The organism is Xanthomonas sp. NCPPB 1325 (assembly GCF_041477645.2).
In the GTDB taxonomy this organism is placed as follows: Bacteria; Pseudomonadota; Gammaproteobacteria; order Xanthomonadales; family Xanthomonadaceae; genus Xanthomonas; species Xanthomonas cannabis.
The window spans coordinates 4,592,979-4,618,633 of record NZ_CM192985.1 but is presented as its reverse complement, the minus strand read 5'-3'; the positions used below and the strand labels follow the sequence as shown (position 1 = coordinate 4,618,633).

The following is a 25,655-nucleotide window of genomic DNA, read 5'->3' as shown; positions in this document are numbered from 1 at the left end:
ATGGATTTCGTCGTGCCGCATGATCATCCCTGCCTGCCCGGGCATTTCCCGGGTCGCCCCGTGGTACCCGGCGTGGTCGTGCTCGACCATGTGCTGCAGGCGGTGGAAGCGCTGCATGGTCCGCGCGCAGCCGCGCGCCTGCCGCAGGTGAAGTTCGTGCAGCCCTTGCTGCCCGGGCAGACCGCCTCGGTCACGCTGGAAGGCGATGGCCCGCGCTGGCGCTTTCGCGTGCAGCGTGAGCAGACACTGCTGGTCAGCGGCGAGCTGGTGGCGGAGGCGGCGGCATGAGCAAGCACTGGAAGCAGCGTCCGGAAGGTGGCGGGCGCTTTGCGTTGTGGCTGATCCGCGGCATTGCACGGCACGCCGGGCGTGCGGTGGGGCGCGCGCTGCTGTATCCGATCACGCTGTACTTCCTGCTGGTGCGTGCGCCCGAGCGCGCCGCTTCGCGTGCCTATCTGGCGCGGGTGCTGGGGCGGAAGGCAACGCTGCGCGACGTGGCGCGGCATATCCACACCTTCGCCTCCACTATCCTGGATCGCGTCTACATGCTATGCGGGCAGATGCAGCGCTTCCGCGTGGACATCACCGGGCTGGATCAGCTGCACACGCAGATGGATCGCGGCCGCGGCGTGCTGATCTTCGGTTCGCACCTGGGCAGCTTCGATGCGCTGCGTGTGCTGGCCACCGAGCGCCCCGACGTGCAGGTCAAGGTCGTGCTGGACAAGGCGCACAACCGCGCCATGACCGACCTGCTGGGCGCACTCAACCCGCAGCTGGCCGCCAACATCATCGACGCCGGCATGGATGCGACCTCGATCGTCATGGCGATCAAGGAAGCCACCGATGCCGGTGCGCTGGTGGCGCTGCTGATCGATCGCCCGCGCGAAGGCGACCCCGCGTTGCCGGCGATGTTCCTGGGCCGCAACGCGATGTTCCCCACCTCGCCCTGGCTGATCGCCGCCGCGCTCAAGGTACCGGTGGTGCTGGCATTCGGCCTGTATCGCGGCGGCAATCATTACGAGCTGGCCTTCGAGACCTTCAGCGAAGGCCTGGACGTGCCGCGTCGTCAGCGCGCCCCGGTGCTGGCGGTACTCATGCGCGATTACGCCGCCAGGCTGGAACATTACACACGCTACGCGCCGTACAACTGGTTCAACTTCTACGATTTCTGGAACACCCACCATGCCGATGTGCCGCACCCTGCCGTGGATGCTGATACTGCTGTTCAGCGCCGCACCGCTATGCGCCGCACCGCCTGAGACGCTGGACGTCGGCCAGGTGCTGCAGCGCCTGGCACGCCCCGCACCGGTCAGCACCGAATTCGTCGAACTGCGTGGCTCGGCCCTGCTGAAGACGCCCTTGCGCGTGCAGGGCCACTACCGTCGCCCGGATGCGCAGACGCTGGTGCGCGAAGTCAGCGCGCCGTATCGCGAGACCACCACCTTGCAGGGCGACGAAGGCGTGCTGGAACGTGAAGGCAAACCGCCGCGACGTTTTTCGCTCAGCCGCGTACCCGAACTGGCGGGTCTGAAGTCCGGCTTCGGCGCGTTGCTGGGCGGCGACCGCGCACTGCTGGAACAGCAGTATCGCGTCAGCGGACAAGGCCGACCCCACGCCTGGGCATTGACGCTGCAGCCCAAGAACGCCGCCGTTGCCAAGCAGGTACGCGAATTGCGTCTGTACGGGCGCAACGACGAGCTGCGGTGTATCGAAAGCGTGCCGGCCAAGGGCGACGTGCAGCGCACGCTGCTGGCTGGTGCAGCGCGCGAGGCGGCCAACGTCACCGATGCCGCCGCGCTGACCACGCTGTGCCACGGTCCGGGCGCGTGACCGCGCGCGCGAGGGTTGCGCCGGTCGTCTGCAGAGAGATCACACCCTCCACCTTCGGCAAGCGTGTGCTGCCGCTGACCTTGCATGCCGCGCGCGCGGCCGGTGGACGTGCGGCCGCTGCAGCAGGACACGCACACCATGGCGTTTAAGTTGAACGCAAACCGCCGCATCGGCCTGGCGTTGCTGTGGCTGGCCTTGCTGGTGGCGGCCGGAATCTGGTTGAGCGAGACGCTCAAGGTCACCGGCGACCTGCGCAAGTTCATGCCCGCCCCGCGCACGCCGGCGCAGAAACTGCTGATCGAAGAACTGGGCGAAGGCCCGGGCTCGCGGCTGCTGCTGATGGCGTTGTCCCACAGCGACCTGGACACGCTGGCGGCGCAATCGCAGCAGCTACGCGAGACATTGGTCGCGCAGCCGGCGTTGTTCGAGTTGGTCGCCAATGGCGGCACTGCCGGCCTGGATGCGATTCCCGAACGGTTGCTGCCCTATCGGTATCTGCTCAGCGACAGCTTCGACCAGGCACCATTGGATGCATCGAGCCTGCAGGCGGCGTTGCAGGCGCGCGTGCAGGATCTGGGTTCACCGGCAGCGGCATTGGTGGAGCCGCTGCTGCCGCGCGACCCCACGCTGGAAGTGCTGCATCTGGCCGAAACCCTGCAGCCGGCAGCCGCGCCGCAGACGCGTAACGAGGTGTGGTTCGACCGGGCCGGCAGCTCGGCCTTGCTGCTGGTGCAGACGCGCGCGGCCGGGTTCGATCCCACTGGCCAGCAACTGGCCTACGACGCGGTGCAGGCGGCGTTTGCCAAGGTCAGCAAGGGCACTGCCACGCGGCTGACCCTCACCGGCCCGGGCGCGTTCGCAGTGGAGATCACTGCGCGTACGCAAGGCGAGTCGCAGTGGATCGGCACGCTGGACACGGTGGGCCTGGTGCTGTTGCTGTTGATCGCCTACCGCAGCTGGAAGATTCCGGTGCTGGGCGTGTTGCCGTTGGCCAGTGCCGGGCTGGCTGGTCTGAGTGCCGTGGCGCTGCTGTTCGATGGCGTGCATGGCATCACCGTGGCGTTCGGGTTCACCCTGATCGGCGTGGTGCAGGATTACCCGATCCACCTGTTCAGTCATCAGCGGCCCGGCCTGGATCCGCGCGACAACGCGCGCCATCTGTGGCCCACGCTGGCTACCGGCGTGGTGTCGACCTGCATTGCCTATGTGACCTTCCTGTTTTCCGGCGTGGATGGCCTGCGGCAGCTGGCGGTATTCACCATCGCCGGGCTGGCGACTGCCGCCATCACCACACGCTGGTTGCTGCCGTGGTTGATCGACCCGGCGCCGCGCGACTACGCCGACTCGCGCATGCTGGCGCTGCTGTGGCGTGGCATCGCGCGGCTGCCGCGCCCACGCCTCAGCCTGGCGGCGATCGCGGTGATCGGCATCGCGGTGATCGCCTTCGCACCGGGGCAGTTCTGGCAGAACGATCTGTCCAAGCTCACCCCGGTGCCGCCCAAGGCCCTGGCCCAGGACACCCGGTTGCGTCAGGAACTGGGCGCCCCCGATGTGCGTTACGTACTGGCGCTGCCGGCAGCCAGCGATGAGGCCGCGTTGCAGGCCAGCGAGCAGTTGCGCCCGCGCCTGGATGCGCTGGTGCGCGATGGTGCGCTGGTCGGTTACGACATGGCGGCACGCTATCTGCCCAGCGCCAAGACCCAGCATGCGCGTCAGGCCGCGTTGCCCGATGCTGCGCAGGCGCGCGCATTGACCGAGCGGGCCGTCGCCACCACGCCATTCCGCGGCGATGCGTTTGCGCCGTTCCTGCAGGACCTGGACGCCGCCAAGCGCGCCGCACCGCTATTGCCGAAGGATCTGGCCGGCTCGCCGCTAGCCACCTCGGTGGGCGGGCTGTTGCTGGGCCGCGGTGATCGCAGCACCGCCCTGGTGTCGCTGACCGGTCTGCGCGACCCGGCCGTCGTGGCCGCCGCCGTGCAAGGCAGCGGCGCACAACTGCTGGATCTGAAGGACGCCTCCGAATCGCTGGTGGCGGCCTACCGCGGCCGCGTGCTGGGCGCCTTGGTACTGGCAGCGCTGTTGCTGGCGGTTACCGTGGCCATTGCACTGCGCAGTCCGCGCCGCATCGTGCGGGTGCTGCTGCCAATGGCGCTGACCACGGTGCTGATCCTGGCGATCCTGCGTGGCACCGGTGTGGAGCTCAACCTGTTCCATCTGATCGCGCTGATCCTGGCCGCCGGCCTGGGGCTGGATTACGCGCTGTTCTTCGATCATGCCGGCGACGATCATGCCGACCAGCTGCGCACGCTGCATGCCTTGATCGTGTGCAGCCTGATGACGCTGCTGGTGTTTGCACTGCTGGCTGCATCGAGCATCCCGGTACTGCGCGCGATCGGCACTACCGTGGCGCTGGGCGTAATGTTCAATTTCATTCTCGCGCTGCTGGTCTCGCGTGAGCCGGCACTGGAGCGCAGATGCGATGGAGAGCCGCATGCAGGGACGTGACGCAATTGCCGCCTTGATTCCACACCAGGGCAGCATGTGCCTGTGGGAAGAGCTGGTCCAATGGGACGCGCAGCGCATCGTGCTGCGCAGTCATGCGCATCGCAGCGACGCGCATCCGTTACGCGCCAACGGGCGACTGCGTGCGGTGCATCTATGCGAATACGGTGCGCAGGCCATGGCTGTGCACGGGGGGTTGCTGGGCCGCGAGTCCGGCAAGCCGGTACGCCCGGGGATGTTGGTGGCCCTGCGTGGCGTGGACCTGCACGTGGCCTATCTGGAGGCGTTGCCCGAGGCCATCGACTGCGACGCACAGGTGCTGCTGCAGGGTGACGACAGCCAGCAATACAGCTTCCGCCTGACCCACGGCGCGCAATTGCTTGCCGAAGGGCGTGCCACGGTGATGCTGGGCGCTGCACAGGCCCTGTAGGAGCGCGCTTGCGCGCGATGAAGCATCACCGCCAAAGCCCCATCGCGCGCGAGCGCGCTCCTACCGGATGTGGGCGATCGATGCGGGCGCTCTATTCCTGCGCCTGCTGCCAGTCGTTAGGATGAGGCTCTTTCCGCCGTCTTTACGCGGCTTTATCGGGACTGTCATGAGCACATCCATTCCGCAGCGTCGTGCACTGGTGACCGGTGGCAGCGGCGATCTTGGCGGTGCGATCTGCCGCCAGCTGGCGGCGCAGGGGCGGCATGTCATCGTGCACGCCAATCGCAATCTTGCGCGCGCAGAAGCCGTGGTGGCCGCCATCGTGGCCGACGGGGGCCACGCGGAGGCGGTGGCGTTCGATGTGGCCGATGCGCAGGCCAGCGGTGCGGCGCTGGAGCAGTTGCTGGAAGCCGGGCCGATCCAGATCGTGGTCAACAACGCCGGCATCCATGACGACGCACCGATGGCGGGCATGAATGCGCAGCAGTGGCATCGCGTCATCGATGTCTCGCTGCACGGGTTCTTCAACGTCACCCAACCGTTGCTGCTGCCGATGGCGCGCACGCGCTGGGGCCGCATCGTCAGTGTGTCGTCGGTGGCGGCGGTGCTGGGCAATCGCGGGCAGACCAACTACGCCGCCGCCAAGGCGGCCTTGCATGGCGCGACCAAATCGTTGTCGCGCGAGATGGCCAGCCGCGGGATCGCGGTCAATGTCGTCGCGCCCGGCGTGATCGAAAGCGAGATGGTCGGCGAAAGTTTTGCGCCGGAGGTGATCAAGCAATTGGTACCCGCCGGGCGCGTGGGCAAACCCGACGAAGTCGCCGCGCTGGTCGCCTTCCTGTGTTCGGAATCTGCCGGTTACATCAATGGCCAGGTCATTGGCGTCAATGGTGGGATGGGCTGAGGACGGCTGGCAAAACGCAGGCGCTTGGCGCGAGGTGGGCGCGGCCGGCCCTGTGGCTGGCCTCGGCGCTTGTGGAACCTTTGACGGCATGGACGCCGCCACGGCGCTCTTAGAACGGATTCACCGTGTGTTCCCGTAAACGGCGGGGGTGTCGCGCCCTTGACCAGTCCTGCGTTGGAACGTCGCAACGGCGATGACGCTCATGCTAGTCCTGAGAGTGATTGAACGGTGCGGATGCGTCGGGTGTAGATCGGTTGGCCTGTGGCTTTGCTGCAGGGGCCCTCGACTAAGCTTCAACAGAGCCAAGTGATGACAATTCGCACAGTGCAGGCGTCTCGACCTGATTGCTCGATCCGGAAAGATCAGGCGCAGAGCGATGGTCTGCGCCGTTGCTGCAGGGCCCTTGCCCGCCCACCATCGCGGGACACGCTGCAAGTACGTCCATGTAGCTCCGTGGCGGCATCCATGCCGCCGCGGGTCCCGCGACGGTGGGCGGGCAAGGACCAGTGGAAATGGTCGGTCTGCATGGATTTCAACAGCGACTAGCAAGCTGCGACGCGGTGTCTTTGCCTTTCAAAAAAATCACCAGCCAACTGTCTGGCGTGGTGTCCTCGCCGATTGCGGGACCGTGTGGCGGCATGGATGCCGCCACCGAGCCTCCACGGACGGATTCACGGCGTGTCCCGCGAGCGGTGAGGGCACCGCGCGCTCGACCAGACGTGAAGACAGCCAAGTGATCGCGACACGCACGATGCAGGCGTCGCTACCTGATTGCTTGATCCCGGCAGCAAGGCGCAGAGCGGATGGTCTGCGCCGTTGCTGCAAGGACCAGTCGAAATGGTCGGTCCGCAGGTTTTTCAATAAAGCGGCCGCCTAACTGTCCGCCAGAACTCACCGCGTATCGGCGCGCTCGCTCAAGCTCACGCCGCGTCGGCGTACCACGTGGCCGTCAGGATCGGCGCGCCGCTGGCATTGGCGGTCAGCGCATCCAGGCCGTGGTCGGGCAGGTCCGGGTGGCGCTGGCGTGCCTGCTGCAGGATCTCGCGGGCCAGCACTGCCATCTGCGCCACGTTGGCGTGGATGCGCGCGACGAATGCGTCGTCGTCCAGGGTGTCGTTCAACGCGCCATTGAGTTCGTTGAACCAGCCGATCAGGTACTGATCCAGCAGGCGTCCTTCGCCGCCGGTGATGCCCTGTTCGGTATTGCGCACGCCCCAGTCGTGCAGCACGCGTTGCATCGCCAGATTCATGTCGCGCGCGTAAAGGAAATCTGCCTTCATGCGCGAGAGCAGGCTCAGGTCGGCGATGCGCCCGGCGCAGAACAATGGCGCCAGCAGCGACCAGTAGTAGGTGTAATCCCAGATCACCTTGACCGGCATGACCTGCTCGTCGCCGAACAGCGCGTACTGGTCCTGATACAGGGTCAGGGTGTTTTCGTAGAACGAGAAATACAGTTGCTGGTACAGCTCCACATACGGGCTGAGCGACTTGCCGGCGCGATCGCGGCCGATCAGTTCGCAGATGTAGGTGTTGGAGATGGCGATGAAGTCGCTGCCGGGCGAATAGAACGGGTCCAGGAACAACCCGGCCTCGCCGGTGAGCGCCCAGCGCTGCGATGAAAACACCTGCTTGCAACCGTAGGAGAACTTGCGCAGGAACAGGAAGTCCTGCAGCCGGTAGTCGGCCTTGTCGAGCGTGGCGGCCACCTGCGGTTGATGCAGGCGCAGCCAGTCCATGGCTTTGTCGTGGGTGTTCATCGTCTCCAGCGGATGCATGTCCGCATCGCAGACGATGCCCAGCGAATGCGCGCCCGAGGACAGCGGGATCAGCCAGAACCAGTAGCCCGGCCCGCACATGTGATTGGTCGAGCGCCAGCGATCGGGCGGGGTGCAGCGCTGCAACCAGCTGCTGTCCTGCGACCAGCCATTGGGGTCGATCAGCCCTTCCACGCGCCACCACACGGCGTTGGCATTGTGCGCGTTGTCCTGCGCCAGGCCGAGCTTGCGCTTGAGCAGGCCGGCGCGTCCGCTGGCATCCACCACCCAGCGCGCGCTCAGCGTCGTCTGCACGCCCGCCTGTTCGTAACGCACCGCGTGATCGGCCTCGTCCCCGGACAATTCAACGCCCTTGACGCTGCAGTTGTCGAGAAAGGTGATGCCCTGCGCGCGGGCGCGTTCGCCGAGGAAATTCTCGAAGCGGCCACGGTCGATCTGCCACGAGGGTGTCGGCAGGATCTTGCTCACGCCCAGTTCGGTGCAGCGGTCGATGTCGTCGCGCTTGTCGGAGAAAAAGAAGCGGAAGCCGAACTTGCGGATCTGCTCCGTCTCCAGATGCTCGCGCAGGCCCAGCACATCGGCGAAATAATGCGCACCGATTTCCACCGTGGATTCGCCGACCTTGAAGGCGGCCTCGCGCACCGGGTGCGCGCGGCGCTCCAGCACGGTGATCGCCAGCTCCGGATCGCGTTGCTTCAGTTGCAGGGCCAGGCTCAGGCCGGCCAGTCCACCACCGGTAATGACGACATCGGTACGCTGTGCATTCATGGGGACGGGTTGCTCTTGGTGACCGCCGGCACAGTAGCAAATTCGCCGTCGGCATCGTCAACGATCACCGGGTTGGCGCGCACATTGCGGTATTCGCGCCAGATGTGCCCGTACGTCCAGGCCTGGACGACCACGTGCGAGGTGATTTCCCATAGGTCGCGCACCAGCCGGAAGTGGCTCTTGCGGAAGGTGCCGGGCGCACTGCCGGCGTAGCGGGTTTCGATCGGCACCGCGACCACGCGCGCACCGGCCTGGCGCGCGGCCGAAATCAGCAACTGCGCTTCGAACACGAAGCCTTCGCCGGGCACGTCGGGCAGGGTGAACACCGAGGCCGGGTAGAGCCGCTGCCCGCTCTGGCTGTCCACCAGCTGGAAGCCGCAGGCCCAGGCGATGCCCCAGTCGCCGAAGTCGTTGCCGATCCGGCGGATGGTGGGCTGGGTGGCGCGCTTGCGCATGCGTGCACCGACGATCACGCAGCCGGGATGGCGGTTGGCCGCCGCCAGCAGGCGCGGGAAGTCGGCGGCCTTGTGCTGGCCGTCGCCGTCCATGGTCATCACCGCACGCATGCCCATCTGCTGGGCGCGTGCAAACCCGCTGCGGAGCGCGGCGCCCTTGCCCCTGCGCTGCGGGTGGCGGATCAGGATGACCGGCAGGTCGGCGATGCAATCGGCCGTGCCGTCGTCGGAGCCGTCGTCGATCACGATCACATGCGCGCAATAGGTCAGCGCATCGGTGACCACTTCGCGGATGCGCAATGCCTCGTTCAGGGCCGGCACCAGGATGGCGGTGTCTTCGCGGCTCAGGGGTACCCGGCTCATCGTTGCAGCTCCACATGCAGCACGCGCCCAGGGCCGGCATGCAGTGCCACGGCCTTGCCAGCGCCGGCCAACAGCTCGAACAGCGGCAGCATCGGCGCCATTGCATTGCCGGCGACATGCCGCGACAACGGTCCTTCGGCCGGCGAGGGCACGCCGTCGTCCAGCCGCGCCTGCAGTTGCGGCCTGCCGGCCTGGCCGGCACGGCCCAGCACCAGCGCGCCCCCGAGCAGGCCCTGGCTGGGCGAGATCCGGCCCAGCGGCCCAACCGAGCGCGCGTCGTAGCCGGCCAGCAGCACCGCATCCACGCCGTCGGTGAGCTGCACCAGCGCTTCCAGCAGGCCTTGCGCGAAGCTGGCCGCGTTGGCGCTGATCGCGGTGGTCGGGGTCATCGCACCGGCGCCGATGGTCCAGTAGCCGGCCGCGGCGTTGTGCACCGAGTTGTGGAACTTGGTCGGCGAGATGGCCAGCGGGTCGCTGGCCAGGGTGGTGCACATGTAATCGGTGATGGCCAGATCGCCGTGGGTGGAAGTGAAGACCGAGGGCAGGCTGGTCGGGGCGCGCCCGGCGGCCGTGCAGGCAGCCAGCGCGGCTTCCAGCGACACCGCCACCGTGTCCGGTGCGCGGCGGCGTTCATTGGCGGCCAGCAGCTGCGGCGCCGGACGCGCCGGGGTGTCCTGCAGCGCGCCGCCGTGCACGAAGGCTTGCGCGGCCTCCCAGTGGGGCAGGCCCTGGGTCCAGAAGCCGATGCCTTCGATGGTGGCGGTCAGCATCAGCGTGCCCGCCCGAACAGCAGCGAGCAGTTGTTGCCGCCAAAACCGAAAGAGTTGTTCATTGCGTAATCGATCCGGGAGTGGGCAGTGTCGAAACGGATCTGCGGCCCGCAGGCCGGGTCGGGCACCTCGCTGTTGAGCGTGCCCGGCAGCAGGTCGTCGCGCAGCGCCAGCAGTGCGATCACCGATTCCACGATGCCGGCCGCGCCCAGGGTGTGCCCGGTCCAGGCCTTGGTCGAGCTGGCGTGCAGGGTATCGGGGAAGATCGCCGCCACCGCGGTCGCTTCCACGCTGTCGTTGGCCGGGGTGGCAGTGCCGTGCAGGTTCAGATAGCCCACCGCGCCCGGCTCCAGGCCGGCACGTTCGAGCGCGCCGCGCATCGCCAGCTGCGCGCCCAGGCCCTGCGGATGCGGGGCGGACATATGGTGCGCATCGCTGGATTCGCCATAGCCATACAGCCACAGCGCCGCGTCCGGTGCCGCCTCGGTGCGTTCGACCAGCGCAAAACCGCCGGCCTCGCCCAGGCTCAGCCCGACCCGTCGCGCGTCGAACGGCTGGCACATCTCCGGCGCCACCACCTGCAGCGAGTTGAAGCCGAACAGCACGCTGCCGCACAGCGTGTCCACGCCGCCGACCAGGGCCGCGTCGATCACCCCGGCGGCCATCAGCCGCGCTGCCTGCGCAAATACCTTGGCGCTGGACGAACAGGCGGTGGCCACGGTGACGCTGGGGCCGCGCAGGCCGGTGGCGTGCTGCACGAAGTCGCCCAGCGAATGCGGCGTGTGCACGATCGGGCGCTCCAGATCGGGCGGGAAGCGCGCGCCGTCGGCGTCTTCCACCAACCGTGTATAGGCCTCTTCGCTAGCACCGATGCTGGAGGTGGAGGTGCCGATGATCACCGCCACGCGCTCGGCGCCGTAGCGCTGCGCGGCGGCCTGCGCCGCGTCCAGCAGGCCATCCTGCTGCAGGGCCAGCCAGGCCAGGCGGTTGTTGCGGCAGTCCCAGCCTTGCAATGCGGCGGGCAGGACCACGTCTTCCACGCCGTCGACGCGGCCGATCCAGCAGGGCAGCGGTTGCGGCCCGAAATCGTTGCGACGCAGGCCGCTGCGCTGCGCCCGCAGGCCGGCGGCCTGGGCCGCAAGACCCGCACCGAGCGCGGTGGTGGACGTGAAGGCGGTGACGGCGACCGGGGCCATCTGGGACGAATGCTGCGCTTGGCTCACGGTGGTCTGGCTGGCAAAAAGTGCTCGCAGTATATCGATGGCGTGGCTGGGCCCCGTCGATGGCGCAACTGAACGCGCCGGTCATGTCGCTGACGCAGCTGGGATTTTTCGCAGCGGCCGCGCTTTCGCCGTCGCCGCAATTGGGACACAATCCTGCGGCCCACCTCTCTTACGAGCGCGATCACGCGCGCATGCACGCCTACGTCTATAAAAGCCAACGCAAGCAGGACACCTTCGTCTATCTCGCCACGCGTGACGACTTCTCGGGTCTTCCCGCTGCCGTGCACACGCAGCTGACGCCATTGACCTTCGTGCTGGAGGTGGCGTTGACGCCTGAGCGGCGCCTGGCGCAGGCCGATGCGGCCACCGTGCGCGAGGCGCTTGGCAAGCACGGGTTCTATCTGCAGCTACCCAAGACGGTGGTGCTGGCGGGCGAGTGCGACCATGACTGAGCCGCAGTGTGCCGCGCGGGTGCGCGCCGCCGCCCTGGCTGGCGCCGCCGGTGTGGGGTTGTCCCTGCTGGGCGGGTTTGGCGGCGGCATTGCCGCGGTGAGTCTGTGGCTGGCCCAGCCGGCCTTTGCCTTGGCGGTGTCGTGGGCGCGCGGCAGCCGCGCGCTGGCGACCCAGCCGCGTGCCATTGCCCAGACGCTGCCACCGTTGCTGACGATCTGGGGCGTCGGGCTGCTGGCGTTGGCCGCACTGATCAGCTGGCCGCTGACCGCCCTGCGCGACAGCGGCAGCCTGGCTGCGGCGCTGGCGCTGAGCGTGGCGATCAGCGCCGCGTTGCTGGGCCTTTGGCGGACCTGGCCGTTGTGGGGCGAGGTCGAGCGCGACGGTGGCGCGCTGGCGCCGCGCTGGCATGCGCTGGCCACGCAGGAATTGCATGCCTGGCGTGGCCTGCTGGCGGCCGCGCTGGTGCTGGCGGTGTGCACGCTGGGGGTGGCTCTGGCCTGGCCGGGCTGGTTGTCCGACAGCCTGCGCTGGGGCCTGGCGATTGCCGCGGCCGCGTTGCTGCCGGCCGCCCACCTGCTGCTGCAACGCACCGCCGCACCGACCCGCAGCGATGCGCCGGTGGCACGCCAGGCGGCCGATTTCTTCAATGAGGCTGCCGCCGAGCCGCGCCCGCTGGAGCCGGTGGCCCAGCATCAGCTGGTGCCCGAATTGTTCGAGGCCGCGCGCAGCGGCCGGGTGGATCGCGCGCTGCAGTTGCTGGAGGCCGGTGCCGACCCGCAGGCGATGCCGCTGCCGGAATGGCGCGACCAACGCAGCCTGCCGGCACTGGCGGCGGTGCTGCCGGACCTGCGCCTGCTGCGCGAGTTGATCGTGCGGCGCGTGGACGTCAACCAGCCGCACCGCGGCATGACCCCGCTGCTGGCCGCCACCCGCGACAGCTGGCATGGCCGTCCGGATGCGGTGATGACCCTGCTGGCCAACGGCGCCGACCCGCGCGCCAGCGACAACGACGGCAACACCCCGTTGCACCATGCAGTACGCAGTTCCGACCCCGGCGTGGCCGCGCTGTTGCGCGATGCCGCCGCCGAACTCGATGCGCTCAACAACGACGGCCACTCGCCGCTGGCAATGGCCTGCCAGGTCGGCAACTGGCGGCTGGCGAAATTCCTGCTGGAGCGCGGTGCCCATTCCGAACCGGATGGCGGCGCACCGGTGCTGCTGGCAGCCGCCGGCACCGAAGAGGACGACCCGGCCGGGGTGCAGCTGCTGCTCAAGCACAAGGCCCGTGTGGATGCGCGCGACCGGCAGCGCCGCAGCGCCCTGCACGAAGCCGCGCTGGCGGGCCATGGCGACATCGTCGAGGCGCTGCTCTCGGCCGGGGCCAACCTGGAAGCGCGCGATCTGCTTGGCCGCACGCCGTTGCTGGACGCCGCGCGGCAGGCGCGCAGCGCGGTGCTCGAACGCCTGGTGGCGCGCAAGGCCGATGTGCTGGCCGTCGATGGCGAGGGCCGCAATGCGGTGATGCTCGCCTGCGCCGCCGACAGCGTCTCGCCGGCGCTGATTCGCCGCCTGCTGGATCTGCAGGTACCGGCCGACGCGGCCGATGTGCATGGCCGCCGCGCCGTGGACGTGGCGGCCGAAGCCGGGCGCTGGGCGATCGTGCAGTTGCTCGATCCGGCCTACCCGCTGCCGGCCGCCGTCAGCGACGCCCCGGGCGACACCCCGGGTGGGACCGTGTTGCCGGATCGCCCGCCATTGGTGCTGCTGCGCGAAGGCCTGCAGTTCGGCCAGCGTGACGGCCTGACCGCCCTGGCGCGGTTGTGCGGCCCGGAAGAACTCGGCGGCCTGCTGCACGACGCGCACCTGGCGCTCAATGCCGATGCGGTCGACTGGCTGTTGCGCCACGGCGCCGATGCCGAAGTGCGCGATGCCTGCGGCGATGTGCCCATGTTTGCGCTGCTCTCGCGCGGCGTGGAGGCGGTGCCGGCCATGCAGGCCCTGCTGCGCCATGGCGTGTCGCCGGCCGGCGCCGGTGGGCTGACCCGGCTGCTCAGTGCCTGCGTGCAGCACGACGCCGCATCGCGCGGGCTGGAACAGTTCGCGCTGGAATTGCTCGACCGCGGCGCCGACCCGTTCGCGCCGTCGGCGGCGGGCGACCCCCCATTGTCGCTGGCGGTGCGGCTGGGCTGGCTGCGCCTGCAGCAGTGGCTGCTGGAACACGGGGTGGACCGCGAAGCGCGCGACAGCCATGGCATGACCGCACTGCATCTGGCCACCGCGCTGGGCCGCGACGCGTCGCTGAAATTATTGGTCAAGCAGGGCGCCTCGCCGGAAGCGCGCGCTGCCGACGGGCAGACCCCGCTGGGCGTGGCGTTGTCGATCGGCCGCCGCGATCTGGCCGACTGGCTGGACTGGCGGATCTGGTCGCTGCCGCGCCGCACGCTGCGCGAGGCCGATGTGCCGTCCGCGGCGATGACCGGCGACACCGACGCCGTGCGTCGCCTGATCGACCTGGGCCTGCCGGTGGATGCCGTCGACGCGCAGGGCTGCACCGCGCTGCTGCGTGCGGCCGGTGGCGGCCATCTTGGCGTGGTGGCGCATCTGCTCGGGCGTGGCGCCGATCCGCAGCGCGCAGCCAACAGCGGCGCCACCCCGTTGTCGGCGGCGGTGAGCATGCGCCAGACCGAGATCGTGGCCGCCTTGCTGCAGGCCGGCGCACAGATCGAGCACCGCCTGCCGGGCGGGGTCACCGTGCTGATGCTGGCCTGCGCGCTGGGCCTGCCGGACATCGTGGCGCGCCTGCTCACTGCGGCAGCCGATGTGCATGCCACCGACGATCAGGGGCTGGCGCCGCTGCATTGCGCGGCGCTGTACGGCTTCACCGCGCGCGACAAGACCCGCCTGCTGGCCCTGCTGGATACCGTGCTGCTGGCCGGTGCCGACCCGGACCATCTGGCCGGCGGCCGGGTCAGCCCGTTGCTGCTGCTGCTGGGCGCGCGTGCCGAACCGGGCACGGCCTGCGACGAGAAGGTGGTGCTGGCCGGCGTCGAACGCCTGCTGGACGAAGACGTCTCGCTGGATGTGGCCGACCAGCGTGGCTTCGGCCCGCTGCATCTGGCCGCGCTGCACGGGCTGCCGCTGCTGGTGCAGCGCCTGCTGCGCGCCGGTGCCGACGCCGATCGTCGCGATGCGCTCAACCGCACCCCGCGCGAGATCGCCATCATGCGCGGCTTCATCGATGTGGCCGGCCAGTTCGAACCGGCGCTGCCGGGCGTGTCGTCGATGGCGCGCTTCCTGCGCGAAGGCCGCTGAGCCGGCGCGGCGGGCAACCGCTGCGGGTGCTGTTCGTGTGCAGCCGCAACCGCCTGCGCAGCCCCACTGCCGAGCGCGTGTTCGCCGACTGGCCCGGCGTGCAGGCCCAGTCGGCCGGTCTGGCTGCCGATGCCGACGTACAGGTCACCCCCGAACTGCTGCACGAGGCCGAGCTGGTGCTGGTGATGGAGCGCCGCCATCTGCAGTTGCTGCGCAAACGTTTCGCCGCGCATCTGCGCCATTGCCGCGTGCTGTCGCTGCAGATTCCCGACGACTACGCCTACATGGACCCGGCACTGATCCGTCGGCTGGAACACACGGTGCCACCGTTGCTGCGCTTGCCGGCGTATTCGTAACCTGATCCCGACACCGCACATGCAAGACTGCATGTTCTTTCGCCGGAAGGAAGCGCCCATACGATGAGCGTGCGTATCGAGGACCACGCCATGCTGGGCAACTGCCACAGCGCGGCCCTGGTCGACCACCGTGGCACCATCGACTGGCTGTGTCTGCCACGCTTCGATTCCGATGCGGTCTTCGCCTCATTGCTGGGCGACGAGCAACACGGGCAATGGGCACTGGCGCCCGCAGCGGACTTCCGCAGCGAACGTGCCTACGAAGACGACAGCCTGGTGTTGTGCACACGGCTGACCACCGACACCGGCACGGTGGAGCTGGTCGATTTCATGGTGGCCAGCGAAGACGGCGAGGTGCATCAGCACCTGGTGCGCATCGTGCGTTGCGTGCAGGGCGAAGTGCCCATGCACATGCGCCTGACCTTCCGCTTCAACTACGGCCGCACGGTGCCGTGGGTGACGCGCATCGACGACGGCATCCGCGCCATCGCCGGCCCCGATCAGCTCGCACTGCGCTCGCCGCAGACGCTGCACGGCGAGGACATGGGCACCGAAGCGGACTTCACCCTGCGTGACGGCGAGAGCACCTGGTTCCTGCTCAGCCACGGCGCCTCGCACCAGCCCACGCCACCGGCGATCGACCCGAAGCAGGCGCTGCAACGCACCACCGCGTTCTGGCATGGCTGGGCGCGGCGCTGTACCGACGTCGGCCCGTGGACCGAGCAGGTGCGCCGCTCGCTGGTGGTGTTGAAGGGGCTGAGTTATCTGCCCACCGGCGGCATCGTGGCCGCGCCCACCGCCTCGTTGCCCGAGCATCTGGGCGGCACGCGTAACTGGGATTACCGCTACTGCTGGCTACGCGATTCGGTGTTCACGCTGATCGCCTTGCTGCAGGCCGGCTATCGCGACGAAGCTGCCTCGTTCCGCGACTGGGTCCAGCGCACCATCGCCGGTTCGCCCGATCAACTGCAGGCGCTGTACGGCATTGGTGGCGAACGCCGCCTGCAGGAATGGGAGGCGCACTGGTTGCCCGGTTACGAGAACTCCGGCCCGGTGCGCATCGGCAACGGCGCGGTGGATCAGTTCCAGCTCGATGTCTACGGCGAGCTGATTGGCGCCTTCCATTACGCGCGCGAAAAAGGCGTGGCGCCGCCGTCCGATGACGATGGTTCTTCTGCTTCGCTGCTGGAAAAGATCCTCGACACGCTGGAAACGCTGTGGCGCCAACCCGATGAAGGCATCTGGGAAATCCGCGACGAGCGCCGCCACTTCGTGCACTCCAAGGTGATGGCCTGGCTGGCCTTCGATTGCGGCACCCGCGATGGCATCACCCATGCCACTGCGGAAAAACGCGCGCACTGGGGCCGCATCGCCGAGGAGATCCGCGCCGAAGTGCTGGAGAAGGGCGTGCACCCGGACGGGCACTTCGTGCAGAGCTATGGCTCGGACCGCCTGGACGCATCGCTGCTGCTGATTCCGATCGTCGGCTTTTTGCCGGCCGACGACCCACGCATCGCGGCAACCGCCGATGTGATCGCGCGCGAGCTCACCATCGACGGATTGGTCGAACGCTATCGCGCCGACGACAGCGCCGATGGCCTGCCGGCGGGCGAGGGCACCTTCCTGGCCTGCAGTTTCTGGCTGGTGGAAAATTTCGCGCTGGTCGGCCGTACCGACGAAGCGCGCGCATTGCTCGAGCGCCTGCTCGGACTGTGCAACGACGTGGGGCTGCTCGCCGAAGAGTACGACCCACGGGCAAAACGCATGCTTGGCAACTTCCCGCAAGGGTATTCCCACGTGGCCCTGGTCAATGCGGCACTGCGCCTGCACGGACGCATGGGCGAAGAGGAAACACATCCATGAACGAGCAACAGACCACACCGCCCTGCATCATCGTGGTATTTGGCGCGCGCGGCGATCTGACCCGGCGGCTGGTGATGCCGGCGCTGTACAACCTGCGCCGCGCCGGTGCGTTGGGCGAGCAATTCGCCATCGTCGGCATGGACCACGGCGACATCAGCGAGCGCGCCTGGCGCAGCAACATGGGCCAATCGATGACGCAGCTGCTCAGCAGCCGCGATGCGGAATTCCAGACCGACGAATTCGACACCGACACCTGGGACTGGCTGCGCGAGCGCATGCATTACCTGCGCGGCGACTTCACCGATGTAGGCGCCTACCAGGCGCTGGACGGCGTGCTGGAGAAACTGCACAAGCGCTACGGGACGCAAGGCAATGTGCTGTTCTATCTGGCCACCGCCGCACGCTTCTTCGAGCCGGTGCTGCTCAACCTGGGCGAAGCCGGCCTGGTCAAGCAGCGCGAGAACCAGGGCTGGCGCCGCGTGATCGTGGAAAAACCCTTCGGTCACGACCTGCCCAGCGCCGTCGCGCTCAATGCCACCGTGGCCAAGGTGCTGCACGAGGATCAGGTGTTCCGTATCGACCATTTCCTGGGCAAGGAAACCGTGCAGAACATTCTGGCGTTCCGCTTCGCCAATGGCCTGTTCGAGCCGGTGTGGAACCGCGACCGCATCGATCATGTGCAGATCACCGCCGCCGAAACCATCGGCGTGGAAGGGCGCGGGCGCTTCTACGACCCCACCGGGTGCCTGCGCGACATGGTGCCCAATCACCTGTTCCAGCTGCTGGCGATGATCGCCATGGAGCCGCCGGCCGCCTTCACCACCGAGGCCATGCATCGCCGGCGTGCGGAAGTGATCGAAGCGGTACGCCCGATCAAGCCCGAAGACGTGGTACGCGGGCAATACGCCTCCGGCGCGGTCAATCGCAACGCCGTCCCCGGTTACCGCGAAGAAGACACCGTGCCGGACGATTCGGACACGGAAACCTACGTGGCGATGAAGTTGCAGGTCGACACCTGGCGTTGGGCCGGCGTGCCGTTCTACCTGCGCACCGGCAAACGCCTGCGCGAACGCACCACCGAGATCGCGATCCGCTTCAAGCCAGCGCCACTGGCACCGTTCCGCAGCACTGAAGTGGGCGGCTACGGCCCCGACTGGCTGGTGCTGCATATCCAGCCGGATGAAGGCATCTCGCTGCAGTTCGACGTCAAGCGCCCGGGCGCACAGGTCGCACTGGCGCCGGTGCGCATGGATTTCCGTTATCGCGACTGGTTTCCCAAGGAATACACGGTGGGCTACGAGCGCCTGCTGCAGGACTGCATGAACGGCGAGGCGGGCCTGTTCCAGGATGCGGCCATGGTGGAAGGCGCCTGGCGCATCGTGCAGCCGATCCTGGATGCGTGGAAGCAGCCAGCGAGCGACTTTCCCAACTACGCCGCCGGCAGCGCCGGCCCCTCGGCTGCCGACGCACTGCTGGCCATGAATGGCGGGCACGCCTGGCGCGCGCTCACCCCCGGCCGCAAACCGCCACCGCGCCGGCCGCCGGAAGCGCGTGCCAGTGCTGCAACGCCGGTGAAGAAAGCCCCCAAGAAGGCGGCCAAGAAAGCGACCAGGACGGGTAGCGCGTCCAAGGCAACCAAAGCGTCAACCAAGCGAGCGTCGGCGGCTGCCAGCCCGCCTGCGCAAGCGGCAGCCTCGGGCACCTCGGCAAAGAAGACCGCTACCGAGCGTGCAAGCAAGCGCGTGGCAAAAGCACCAAGGACCACCAGCAGCGCAGCAGGCAGCAAGGCCGCAGCGAAGAAATCCTCGGCCCGCACCACACGCAAGCCACGCAGCTGAGCGACAGAAACGCCGCCGCCGCCGGGCGGCGGCTGTGCACGCAGACAGCGTGCAATGAATCGCAGTCACGCAATGCACGCGCCCGCGTAGGAGCGCGCCCGAGCGCGACGGGCATTACCGGTAAAGCCCCATCGCGCTCAGGCGCGCTCCTACAAAAGCGCGGCTTCGCGAGTTGATGCGCGGTTGTTGATGGCGCAACGATTCGCCGATTTTCGAGTCGGCACTCGCCAGCGAGCGGCCGGTATTCGCTGCCTCGTAGGAGCGCGCCCGAGCGCGACGGGCATTACCGGTAATGCCCGTCGCGCTCGGGCGCGCTCCTACGTCAGTGCGATGTGCCGGGCTCAACGTTCGTGCGTGGTGGTGGGTGCCGGCTCGCCATCCACATCCGCCCTGACGTCGGCTTCGAACAGGTTCATCAGGTCGGCGCGCGCGTCGCGCGAGGTCTGGATCACCTTGGCTTCGTCGTCGTAGACCAGGTGCTGGCGGCGGAGCAGGTCTTCGTCGTGCTGGCGGAAGCGTTTGACGTGTTCGCGCGCATCCGCCTCGCCGAGTCCCAGCGAGGTCAATACCCGCCCACTCAGTTCCAGGCTGGAGGCAAATACCTCGCGAAACGGTTCGGCACCCAGGTCCATCAGCTTCCAGGCGTGCTGGCGGTTGCGTGCGCGCGCCAGCACCGTGGCCTGCGGATACAGGCGGCGGATCAGGCGCACCGTCTTGATGTTGGTTTCCGGGTCGTCCACCGCGATCACGAACACCTTGATGCGGTCGGCACCGGCGGCGCGCAGCAGCTCCGGGCGGGTGGGGTCGCCGTAATACAACTGGCTACCGAAGCGGCGCAGGTCCTCGACGGTGTCGGGGTTGTGTTCCAGCGCCACGAACGGCACGTGCCGCGCGGTGAGCAGGCGCGCAACCACCTGGCCAAAGCGGCCCATGCCGGCCACCAGCACCTTGGGCGTCTGCGCGTCGATGGTGTCGAACGGGCGCTCGGACTTGGGCGCACGCAGGCGCAGCGGTCCGTTGAGGATGCGTTGCATGACCAGCAGCAACAGCGGCGTCAGTGCCATCGACACACCCACGATGGCCACCAGCCGGTCGTGATTGGCCGCGTCCAACAGGCCCACGCGGTCGGCCTCGTTGAACACCACGAACGCGAATTCGCCGCCCAGCCACAGCACGCTGCCCAGCATCAGGCTGCTGCGCAGCGGCAGCTTGGCGAGGCTGCCGATGCCCACCAGCAGCGAGAACTTCACCACCAGCAGGATCGCCACGCCCGCCGCGATCAAGCCGGGCTCGGCGACCACGCGGTTGAGGTCGATGCCCATGCCCACCGAGATGAAGAACAGCCCCAGCAGCAGCCCTTCGAACGGTTCGATCTGCGATTCGAGTTCATGGCGGAATTCCGAATCGGCCAGCAGCACGCCGGCGATGAAGGCTCCCAGGCTGGCGCTCAATCCGGCTTCCTGCATGATCCAGGCGGTGCCCAGCACCACCAGCAAGGCGCTGGCGGTAAACACCTCCGGCATGCGCGTGCGCGCCACCACGTTGAACAGGTGGCGCAGCACAAAGCGCCCGCACAGGATCACCAGCGCCAGCGCCGCCACGGCCTTGGCCACGTCCGGCCAGGCGAGGGTGGCGTTCTTGCTGCCGCCCAGCAGCGGAATGGCCGCCAGCAACGGGATCGCAATCAAGTCCTGGAACAGCAGAATCGCAAACGCCAGCCGGCCGTAGTCGCTGCCCAGCGCCTTGCGCTCGGCCAGCAATTGCAGGCCCACCGCGGTGGACGACAAGGCCAGTGCCACGCCGATGATCAGCGCGCTCTTCCAGCCCAGATTGCCCACCATGAGCAGGCCGCCCAGGATCACCGTGGTCACCACCACCTGGGTGGCGCCGGCGCCGAACACCGAATGGCGCATCACCTTCAGCCGCGCCGGCGATAGCTCCAGCCCGATCACGAACAGCAGCATCACCACACCGATCTCGGCCGCACCGCTGATGCGCTCGGCGTCCTGCACCACGCCCACGCCATCGGGTCCGAGCACCACGCCGGCCACCAGATAGGCCAGCACGGCTCCCAGACCAAAGCGCTTGAACACCGGCACCGCCACGATGGCGGCCAGCATCAGCACCAGAGCCAGTTCAAGACCACCGCTATGCATGCACGTTCTCCGTTGAGGTGCTCATTATGCCGCCGGCCTGCGTGTGCCCGCCTGGATTGGCGTGCGCTGCGTGCAACGGTGCGGGCCGGCGGTACGCTTCGGTTGGGTGATCCGCCAAGCGCTGTGAGGCGCGCAGCACGCCACCGGCAACCGGTGTCCGTCCGATGACATGACGCGGCCGCACGGCAACGACGCCTGCCTGCGCCCAATCCCGGCATCGAGGCACGGTGCGCCGCGTTGCAGTCGCCAGCGCATCGCCTGTTCCGGGCCGCGCTGCAACAGGTCAGGTGAGCGCACGCTCCAGGCGTCGGGTCTCCATGCGTGCATGCTGCGAGGTGCCGCCCCGGCCCGCCACGGTGGCAGACGCCGGCCACTCGCACGGCCTGCACGGTCGCTGAGCATGGCCTGCGCAGGGCATTGACCAAGCCGACTCAGGCGCGCAGACTGCGCCGCGCTGCCGTCCGGATCGCCGGTCGGTGCGCACTCTCGGAGCCCTATCTCATGTCCAGCGACAGTCACCCTAGACCCGGGTCGATGACCCAGCTGGCGCGCGCCTGAGGCTTCAGGTTCGCCGGCTGTCATCGACGACGGTCGTCACCAGGCGAACCACCATGTACAACGAAACCCTGCGCCTTGCCCAAGGCGTCGATGCCTTGATCGCACCCATGGCCGACTTCAATACGGCCGATGCGGTGGAATACCTCAATACCCTCGACCGCGACGATGCCGCCCATGTGCTGGCCGCGCTGCCACCGCCGCGTGCGGTGAAGCTGCTCGAACAACCCGAGCTGCGGGATGCCAGCGAACTGATCGCGCAACTGCCTGCCGAACAGGCCGCCTCGCTGCTCGGGCAGATGGCCGACGACCGCGCCACCGATATCTTCCATGGGCTGGATGCCGACCAGCGCCAGCCGCTGCTGTGGTTGCTCAGTGCCGAGGCGCGGCTATCGATCCAGGCGTTGATGCGCTACCCGCCCAACACCGCCGGCGCGCTGATGACCACCGAGTTCGTGGCGGTGCCGTCCGACTGGACGGTGGGCCGCACCCTGCAGCATATCCGCGAGGTGGAGCGCAGCCGCGAGACGGTCTACGCCATCTATCTGCTCGATCCGCACACCCGCGTGCTGCAGCAGGTGGTCACCATGCGCCGGCTGATCACCGGCGTGCCGGAGGCATCGATCCTGGATGTGGCGCAGGTCAATCCGCCGGTCACCGTGGACCCGTCGCTGGACCAGGAAGAAGTCGCACGGCTGATCCGCCGCCACGACCTGCTCGCCATCCCAGTGGTGGATGCGCATGGCCATGTGCTGGGTATCGTCACCGTGGACGATGTGCTGGATGCGTTGATCGCCGAATCCACCGAAGACGTGCACAAGTTCGGTGGCATGGAGGCGCTGGACAGGCCCTACATGCAGATCGGCTTTGGCCAGATGATCAAGAAGCGCGCCGGCTGGTTGAGCGTGCTGTTCCTGGGCGAAATGCTCACCGCCAGCGCAATGCAGCACTTCGAGGATGAACTGTCCAAGGCGGTGGTGCTGACCCTGTTCATTCCGTTGATCATGAGCTCGGGCGGCAACTCCGGCTCGCAGGCCACCTCGCTGCTGATCCGCTCGCTGGCACTGCGCGAACTGCGCCTGCGCGACTGGTGGAAGGTGGCGCTGCGCGAGCTGCCCACTGGCCTCACCCTGGGCGCGATCCTGGGCGTGCTGGCGATCGTGCGTATCGCAATCTGGCAGAACGCCGGCCTGTACGACTACGGCCCGCACTGGCAGATGGTGGCGCTGACCATCGGCGCGGCGCTGATCGGCATCGTCACCTTCGGTTCGCTGTCCGGCTCGATGCTGCCGTTCGTGTTGCAACGCTTCGGCTTCGACCCGGCCAGCGCCTCGGCACCGTTCGTGGCCACACTGGTGGATGTCACCGGGCTGGTGATTTATTTCAGCATCGCCGCGGCGATCCTGAGCGGGACGTTGTTGTAGCGTCGCAATGCGTGGGCGCGTGTGCGAGCAGCTGCGCGCCGCCCTCGTCACGTCTGCAATCGTCGAGATCCGACGGTCGAGGTGCCGCATGCAGGACGGCGTTTCATACGGGGTAAGTCGCCTCTGCGTGCCATCACTTGGCGCGCAGAGGCGCTGCAGCACCCGGCCGTGCGGTTGCGGAACATCTTGCAGCCTGCGCAGCGACGCACGCTCTGCCGTGCACCACTGCGCACCGGCAACGCCGGTCAGAAGTTGACGTACACCGTGGCGCGCAGATTGCGGCCAGGCTCGCTATAGCGGCCGATGCCGTCGTCGGTGGCATAGCCGTACAGATAGAAATCGCCGCGGGTGACGTTGCGGATGCGCGCCCACTGGAAGTAACGCTCGTCGAACAGGTTGTACACGCCGAGATTGACGCGCACGTGCGCGTTGACGCGATAGCTGCCGAACAGATCGACCACGCTGTAGGCGTCGCTGAGGAACGGCTCGGCCGGCGCGCCGAAGACATCGCTCTCCACGTTGACGTCCTTGGCCTTCTTGGCCAGCGCGTGGGTGATGTTGGCAGTGATGCGCAGCCGCTCGTCCAGGCCCTGCCAGCTCAGGCCAAGCACACCGCGATCCGGATTGATGCTGTCCAGCGGGCGGCCGTCTTCCAGCTCGCCCTGGTTGTGGGTCCAGGCCGCGCGCAGCAGCCAGGCATCGCCCAGTTTGAACTGCGCATCCAACTCGACCCCCTTGACCTCGACCTGGCCGACATTGAGCAGCGTGGTGTAGGCGTAGCCGTTGCGCGAGGTGCACACGCCGCGGGTACAGGTCTGGTAACGCGTGCCGGCATCGGCGGTCACGGTTTCGCTCTGGATGAAGTCGTCGTAGCGGTCGCGGAACACCGACAGGCCCACGCGCGCCCAGTCGCTTTCCCAGCGCCAGCCCAGCTCCAGGTTGAGGCTGCGCTCTGCGTCCAGCGCGGGATTGGCGGCCACGGTCGGCACGTTGACGGTGGTGCCGGTGTCCACCCGGGTCAGCGCAGTGATGCTGGTCGGGGCGTACATTTCGGCGGTGGTCGGCGCACGGAAGCCGCGCCCGGCCTGGAACCATAGCGTCTGCTGCGGGGTGAAGGCATAGCTGATACCGGCCTGCCACGTGGGCGAAGCAAACGTCACCTCGCGTACCGTGCCGGTGGTATCGATGAAGGTGGGCGACAGTGTCGGCGTATAGCGATAGTGGTCGTAGCGGGCGCCCAGGGTGAGCTGCAGGCGGTCGTCGAGCAGGCCGATGCGATCGCGCAGGTACACGTTCCAGCTGTCGGCATCGGTCTGTGGCACCTGTGCCGGGTCGACGGTGGCGGTGTCCAGCGCGCCGGCGTTGTTCCAGCGGTAGTCCACCGCGCTGAAATCGATGCTGCGGCGCTGCCAGGCGGCCCCGTACAGCAGCGCTTGCGACCAGCCGTTGTTGTGCACCTGCTTGTCGAAATCCAGTGCAATGCGGTCCAGTGTCTGCTCGGTGTCGCGGTCTTCGGCGCGGCGGCACGGCAGCGCCACCGTGCAGCGCGTGGTGGCCGCAGTGGCGGGGGTGCTGGAGCTGCCGCTCTGGGTGAGGATGCGGGTGGTGCCGCGGCTGTCGGTCTGCTGGCGGTCGAGCTGCGCTTCCAGGGTGTCGAACAAGGCGTTGTGGGCGTTCCAGAGATACCGCAGGCCGTAACGATCGCGGTCGTTGCTGTCGTCGCCGGTGCGTTCGGCATAACTGGGCGCGCTGACTCGGCTCAGGTTGTCGACCCGGTTCTGCGAGCGGTTGCGTTCGTAGACCACGCCGAAGCGGTGCTGTGCGTTCGGTACCACGTCGAGTTTGGCCAGCACGTTTTTGCTCTCGCTGTCGATCGGGTCGGGCGTGCGCCGCGCGCTGCCGGTGTCGATTTTGGTGCTGGAATACCAGCCCTCCGCTTCGTGGCCGTCGCGGCGGGTGTAGGTCAGCATCGATTCGACGATGCCGGTGCGATTGGCGACGGTGACGTTGCCCAGCCGCTGGTCGTTATGACCGGTGTAGCCGGTCTTCAGGCCGACATAGGTGTCGTTGCCTTGCGCCTTGAGATAGTCGTAGGGGTCCTTGGTGGTAAAGACGACCGCGCCGCCGAGCGCACCGCTGCCGGCGCTGATCGAATCGGCGCCCTTGACGATGTCCACGCTCTTGAGCGAATCCACATCCACGCCACCGCGGCCGGCACGGAAGAACTCGTAGTCACGCGCGGTCTCCACGCCTTCGGCCATCGACAGGCCGTCGATGGTCATCGCCACCCGGTCGCCTTCCAGCCCGCGGATATTGAAGCCGTTCTCGCCGAAGCGGCCCATGTCGGCGATGCTCACGCCGGGGATGTAGCGCACCAGGTCCTCCATGCTTTCGGCCTGTTCCTGCTGCAGCTGCGCAGTGTCCAGGGTGGTGACGTTCTGGTTGCTGGAGGCACGCTTGTCGCGCGCGGCCTTCACTTCGACCGGGTCGAAGGTGGTGGCATCGGCGGGCGCCTGTTCGGCATGCAGCGGGAAGGCCAGGCCGGCGGCGATCGCCAGGGCAAGCAGGGTCGGTGTCGAAGTCATCGTGGGGTCCACAGTCAGGAGAAGGAGGGACGCGAAAGGCGCGGACCTGGCTGCGGGCGGCACGGAGCGGTCGCGTGGCTGGGTGGGGCCCGC

18 protein-coding genes are annotated in these 25,655 nt (G+C 68.0%); 12 read left to right on the top strand and 6 right to left on the bottom strand.

Going from position 1 to position 25,655, the window contains the following annotated elements; genetic code table 11:
* From ACCQ10_RS19625 to fabG, 6 genes are all read left to right on the top strand, one after another.
* Complete coding sequence (locus ACCQ10_RS19625; protein WP_039404852.1) at window positions 1–288, top strand: ApeI family dehydratase; 288 nt, start codon at window positions 1–3, stop codon at window positions 286–288.
* Window positions 285–1,259, top strand: a complete 975-nt coding sequence (locus ACCQ10_RS19620) for a lysophospholipid acyltransferase family protein (RefSeq protein ID WP_039404851.1) — start codon at window positions 285–287, stop codon at window positions 1,257–1,259. The genes ACCQ10_RS19625 and ACCQ10_RS19620 overlap by 4 nt, the downstream gene beginning before the upstream one ends.
* Window positions 1,183–1,830, top strand: a complete 648-nt coding sequence (locus tag ACCQ10_RS19615; RefSeq protein WP_372361649.1) for a LolA-related protein — start codon at window positions 1,183–1,185, stop codon at window positions 1,828–1,830. The genes ACCQ10_RS19620 and ACCQ10_RS19615 overlap by 77 nt, the downstream gene beginning before the upstream one ends.
* Before the next feature lie 138 nt (window positions 1,831–1,968).
* Window positions 1,969–4,335, top strand: a complete 2,367-nt coding sequence (locus ACCQ10_RS19610; RefSeq protein WP_372361648.1) for an MMPL family transporter — start codon at window positions 1,969–1,971, stop codon at window positions 4,333–4,335.
* A complete protein-coding gene (locus tag ACCQ10_RS19605; protein ID WP_372361647.1) occupies window positions 4,322–4,762 on the top strand; it encodes a hotdog family protein in 441 nt (146 codons plus the stop codon). Before ACCQ10_RS19610 ends, ACCQ10_RS19605 begins: the two co-directional genes overlap by 14 nt.
* Window positions 4,763–4,928: 166 nt before the next feature.
* Window positions 4,929–5,666, top strand: coding sequence for a 3-oxoacyl-ACP reductase FabG (gene fabG, locus ACCQ10_RS19600; RefSeq protein ID WP_047697924.1), 738 nt, complete (start codon window positions 4,929–4,931; stop codon window positions 5,664–5,666).
* 920 nt (window positions 5,667–6,586) lie between these two features.
* Here fabG and ACCQ10_RS19595 read toward each other — a convergent pair.
* The 4 genes from ACCQ10_RS19595 to ACCQ10_RS19580 are packed head-to-tail and all read right to left on the bottom strand — an operon-like array spanning window position 6,587 to window position 10,993.
* Window positions 6,587–8,209: an NAD(P)/FAD-dependent oxidoreductase gene (locus ACCQ10_RS19595; protein WP_372361646.1), complete on the bottom strand. Its 1,623-nt coding sequence runs from the start codon at window positions 8,207–8,209 to the stop codon at window positions 6,587–6,589.
* Window positions 8,206–9,027, bottom strand: a complete 822-nt coding sequence (locus ACCQ10_RS19590; RefSeq protein WP_372361645.1) for a glycosyltransferase family 2 protein — start codon at window positions 9,025–9,027, stop codon at window positions 8,206–8,208. The genes ACCQ10_RS19595 and ACCQ10_RS19590 overlap by 4 nt, the downstream gene beginning before the upstream one ends.
* Entirely contained in the window at window positions 9,024–9,797 is a 774-nt protein-coding gene (locus tag ACCQ10_RS19585; RefSeq protein WP_104581354.1) for a beta-ketoacyl synthase chain length factor, read from the bottom strand. The genes ACCQ10_RS19590 and ACCQ10_RS19585 overlap by 4 nt, the downstream gene beginning before the upstream one ends.
* Window positions 9,797–10,993 (bottom strand): beta-ketoacyl-[acyl-carrier-protein] synthase family protein, encoded by a 1,197-nt coding sequence (locus ACCQ10_RS19580; RefSeq protein ID WP_372361644.1) that lies wholly within the window; start codon window positions 10,991–10,993, stop codon window positions 9,797–9,799. The genes ACCQ10_RS19585 and ACCQ10_RS19580 overlap by 1 nt, the downstream gene beginning before the upstream one ends.
* A gap of 218 nt (window positions 10,994–11,211) precedes the next feature.
* On the opposite strand from ACCQ10_RS19580, the gene ACCQ10_RS19575 reads away from it, so the two are divergent.
* The 5 genes from ACCQ10_RS19575 to zwf all read left to right on the top strand — a co-directional run bounded on the left by ACCQ10_RS19575 (window position 11,212) and on the right by zwf (window position 18,842).
* Window positions 11,212–11,472, top strand: coding sequence for a YcgL domain-containing protein (locus tag ACCQ10_RS19575; RefSeq protein ID WP_372363176.1), 261 nt, complete (start codon window positions 11,212–11,214; stop codon window positions 11,470–11,472).
* Window positions 11,465–14,785: an ankyrin repeat domain-containing protein gene (locus ACCQ10_RS19570; protein WP_372361643.1), complete on the top strand. Its 3,321-nt coding sequence runs from the start codon at window positions 11,465–11,467 to the stop codon at window positions 14,783–14,785. The genes ACCQ10_RS19575 and ACCQ10_RS19570 overlap by 8 nt, the downstream gene beginning before the upstream one ends.
* Window positions 14,786–14,811: 26 nt before the next feature.
* Complete coding sequence (locus ACCQ10_RS19565; RefSeq protein WP_372361642.1) at window positions 14,812–15,141, top strand: low molecular weight protein tyrosine phosphatase family protein; 330 nt, start codon at window positions 14,812–14,814, stop codon at window positions 15,139–15,141.
* A 63-nt stretch (window positions 15,142–15,204) separates the two neighbouring features.
* Complete coding sequence (locus tag ACCQ10_RS19560) at window positions 15,205–17,004, top strand: glycoside hydrolase family 15 protein (protein ID WP_372361641.1); 1,800 nt, start codon at window positions 15,205–15,207, stop codon at window positions 17,002–17,004.
* Complete coding sequence (zwf, locus tag ACCQ10_RS19555; RefSeq protein ID WP_372361640.1) at window positions 17,001–18,842, top strand: glucose-6-phosphate dehydrogenase; 1,842 nt, start codon at window positions 17,001–17,003, stop codon at window positions 18,840–18,842. Before ACCQ10_RS19560 ends, zwf begins: the two co-directional genes overlap by 4 nt.
* Window positions 18,843–19,183: 341 nt before the next feature.
* On the opposite strand, the gene ACCQ10_RS19550 is transcribed toward zwf, so the two are convergent.
* Window positions 19,184–20,998: a monovalent cation:proton antiporter-2 (CPA2) family protein gene (locus ACCQ10_RS19550; RefSeq protein ID WP_372361639.1), complete on the bottom strand. Its 1,815-nt coding sequence runs from the start codon at window positions 20,996–20,998 to the stop codon at window positions 19,184–19,186.
* 611 nt (window positions 20,999–21,609) lie between these two features.
* Between ACCQ10_RS19550 and mgtE the strand changes: the two genes are divergently transcribed.
* Entirely contained in the window at window positions 21,610–22,977 is a 1,368-nt protein-coding gene (mgtE, locus tag ACCQ10_RS19545; RefSeq protein ID WP_372361638.1) for a magnesium transporter, read from the top strand.
* 245 nt (window positions 22,978–23,222) lie between these two features.
* Here mgtE and ACCQ10_RS19540 read toward each other — a convergent pair whose 3' ends face one another.
* Complete coding sequence (locus tag ACCQ10_RS19540; RefSeq protein ID WP_372361637.1) at window positions 23,223–25,562, bottom strand: TonB-dependent hemoglobin/transferrin/lactoferrin family receptor; 2,340 nt, start codon at window positions 25,560–25,562, stop codon at window positions 23,223–23,225.
* Window positions 25,563–25,655 lie beyond the last annotated feature (93 nt).

Excerpts from the sequence above, each read along its gene's own strand:
- ACCQ10_RS19625 (WP_039404852.1), top strand. The coding sequence starts at position 1 with ATGGATTTCGTCGTGCCGCATGATCATCCCTGCCTGCCCGGGCATTTC.
- ACCQ10_RS19620 (WP_039404851.1), top strand. The coding sequence starts at position 285 with ATGAGCAAGCACTGGAAGCAGCGTCCGGAAGGTGGCGGGCGCTTTGCG.
- ACCQ10_RS19615 (WP_372361649.1), top strand. The coding sequence starts at position 1,183 with ATGCCGATGTGCCGCACCCTGCCGTGGATGCTGATACTGCTGTTCAGC.
- ACCQ10_RS19610 (WP_372361648.1), top strand. The coding sequence starts at position 1,969 with ATGGCGTTTAAGTTGAACGCAAACCGCCGCATCGGCCTGGCGTTGCTG.
- ACCQ10_RS19605 (WP_372361647.1), top strand. The coding sequence starts at position 4,322 with ATGCAGGGACGTGACGCAATTGCCGCCTTGATTCCACACCAGGGCAGC.
- fabG (WP_047697924.1), top strand. The coding sequence starts at position 4,929 with ATGAGCACATCCATTCCGCAGCGTCGTGCACTGGTGACCGGTGGCAGC.
- ACCQ10_RS19595 (WP_372361646.1), bottom strand. The coding sequence starts at position 8,209 with ATGAATGCACAGCGTACCGATGTCGTCATTACCGGTGGTGGACTGGCC.
- ACCQ10_RS19590 (WP_372361645.1), bottom strand. The coding sequence starts at position 9,027 with ATGAGCCGGGTACCCCTGAGCCGCGAAGACACCGCCATCCTGGTGCCG.
- ACCQ10_RS19585 (WP_104581354.1), bottom strand. The coding sequence starts at position 9,797 with ATGCTGACCGCCACCATCGAAGGCATCGGCTTCTGGACCCAGGGCCTG.
- ACCQ10_RS19580 (WP_372361644.1), bottom strand. The coding sequence starts at position 10,993 with ATGGCCCCGGTCGCCGTCACCGCCTTCACGTCCACCACCGCGCTCGGT.
- ACCQ10_RS19575 (WP_372363176.1), top strand. The coding sequence starts at position 11,212 with ATGCACGCCTACGTCTATAAAAGCCAACGCAAGCAGGACACCTTCGTC.
- ACCQ10_RS19570 (WP_372361643.1), top strand. The coding sequence starts at position 11,465 with ATGACTGAGCCGCAGTGTGCCGCGCGGGTGCGCGCCGCCGCCCTGGCT.
- ACCQ10_RS19560 (WP_372361641.1), top strand. The coding sequence starts at position 15,205 with ATGAGCGTGCGTATCGAGGACCACGCCATGCTGGGCAACTGCCACAGC.
- zwf (WP_372361640.1), top strand. The coding sequence starts at position 17,001 with ATGAACGAGCAACAGACCACACCGCCCTGCATCATCGTGGTATTTGGC.
- ACCQ10_RS19550 (WP_372361639.1), bottom strand. The coding sequence starts at position 20,998 with ATGCATAGCGGTGGTCTTGAACTGGCTCTGGTGCTGATGCTGGCCGCC.
- mgtE (WP_372361638.1), top strand. The coding sequence starts at position 21,610 with ATGTACAACGAAACCCTGCGCCTTGCCCAAGGCGTCGATGCCTTGATC.
- ACCQ10_RS19540 (WP_372361637.1), bottom strand. The coding sequence starts at position 25,562 with ATGACTTCGACACCGACCCTGCTTGCCCTGGCGATCGCCGCCGGCCTG.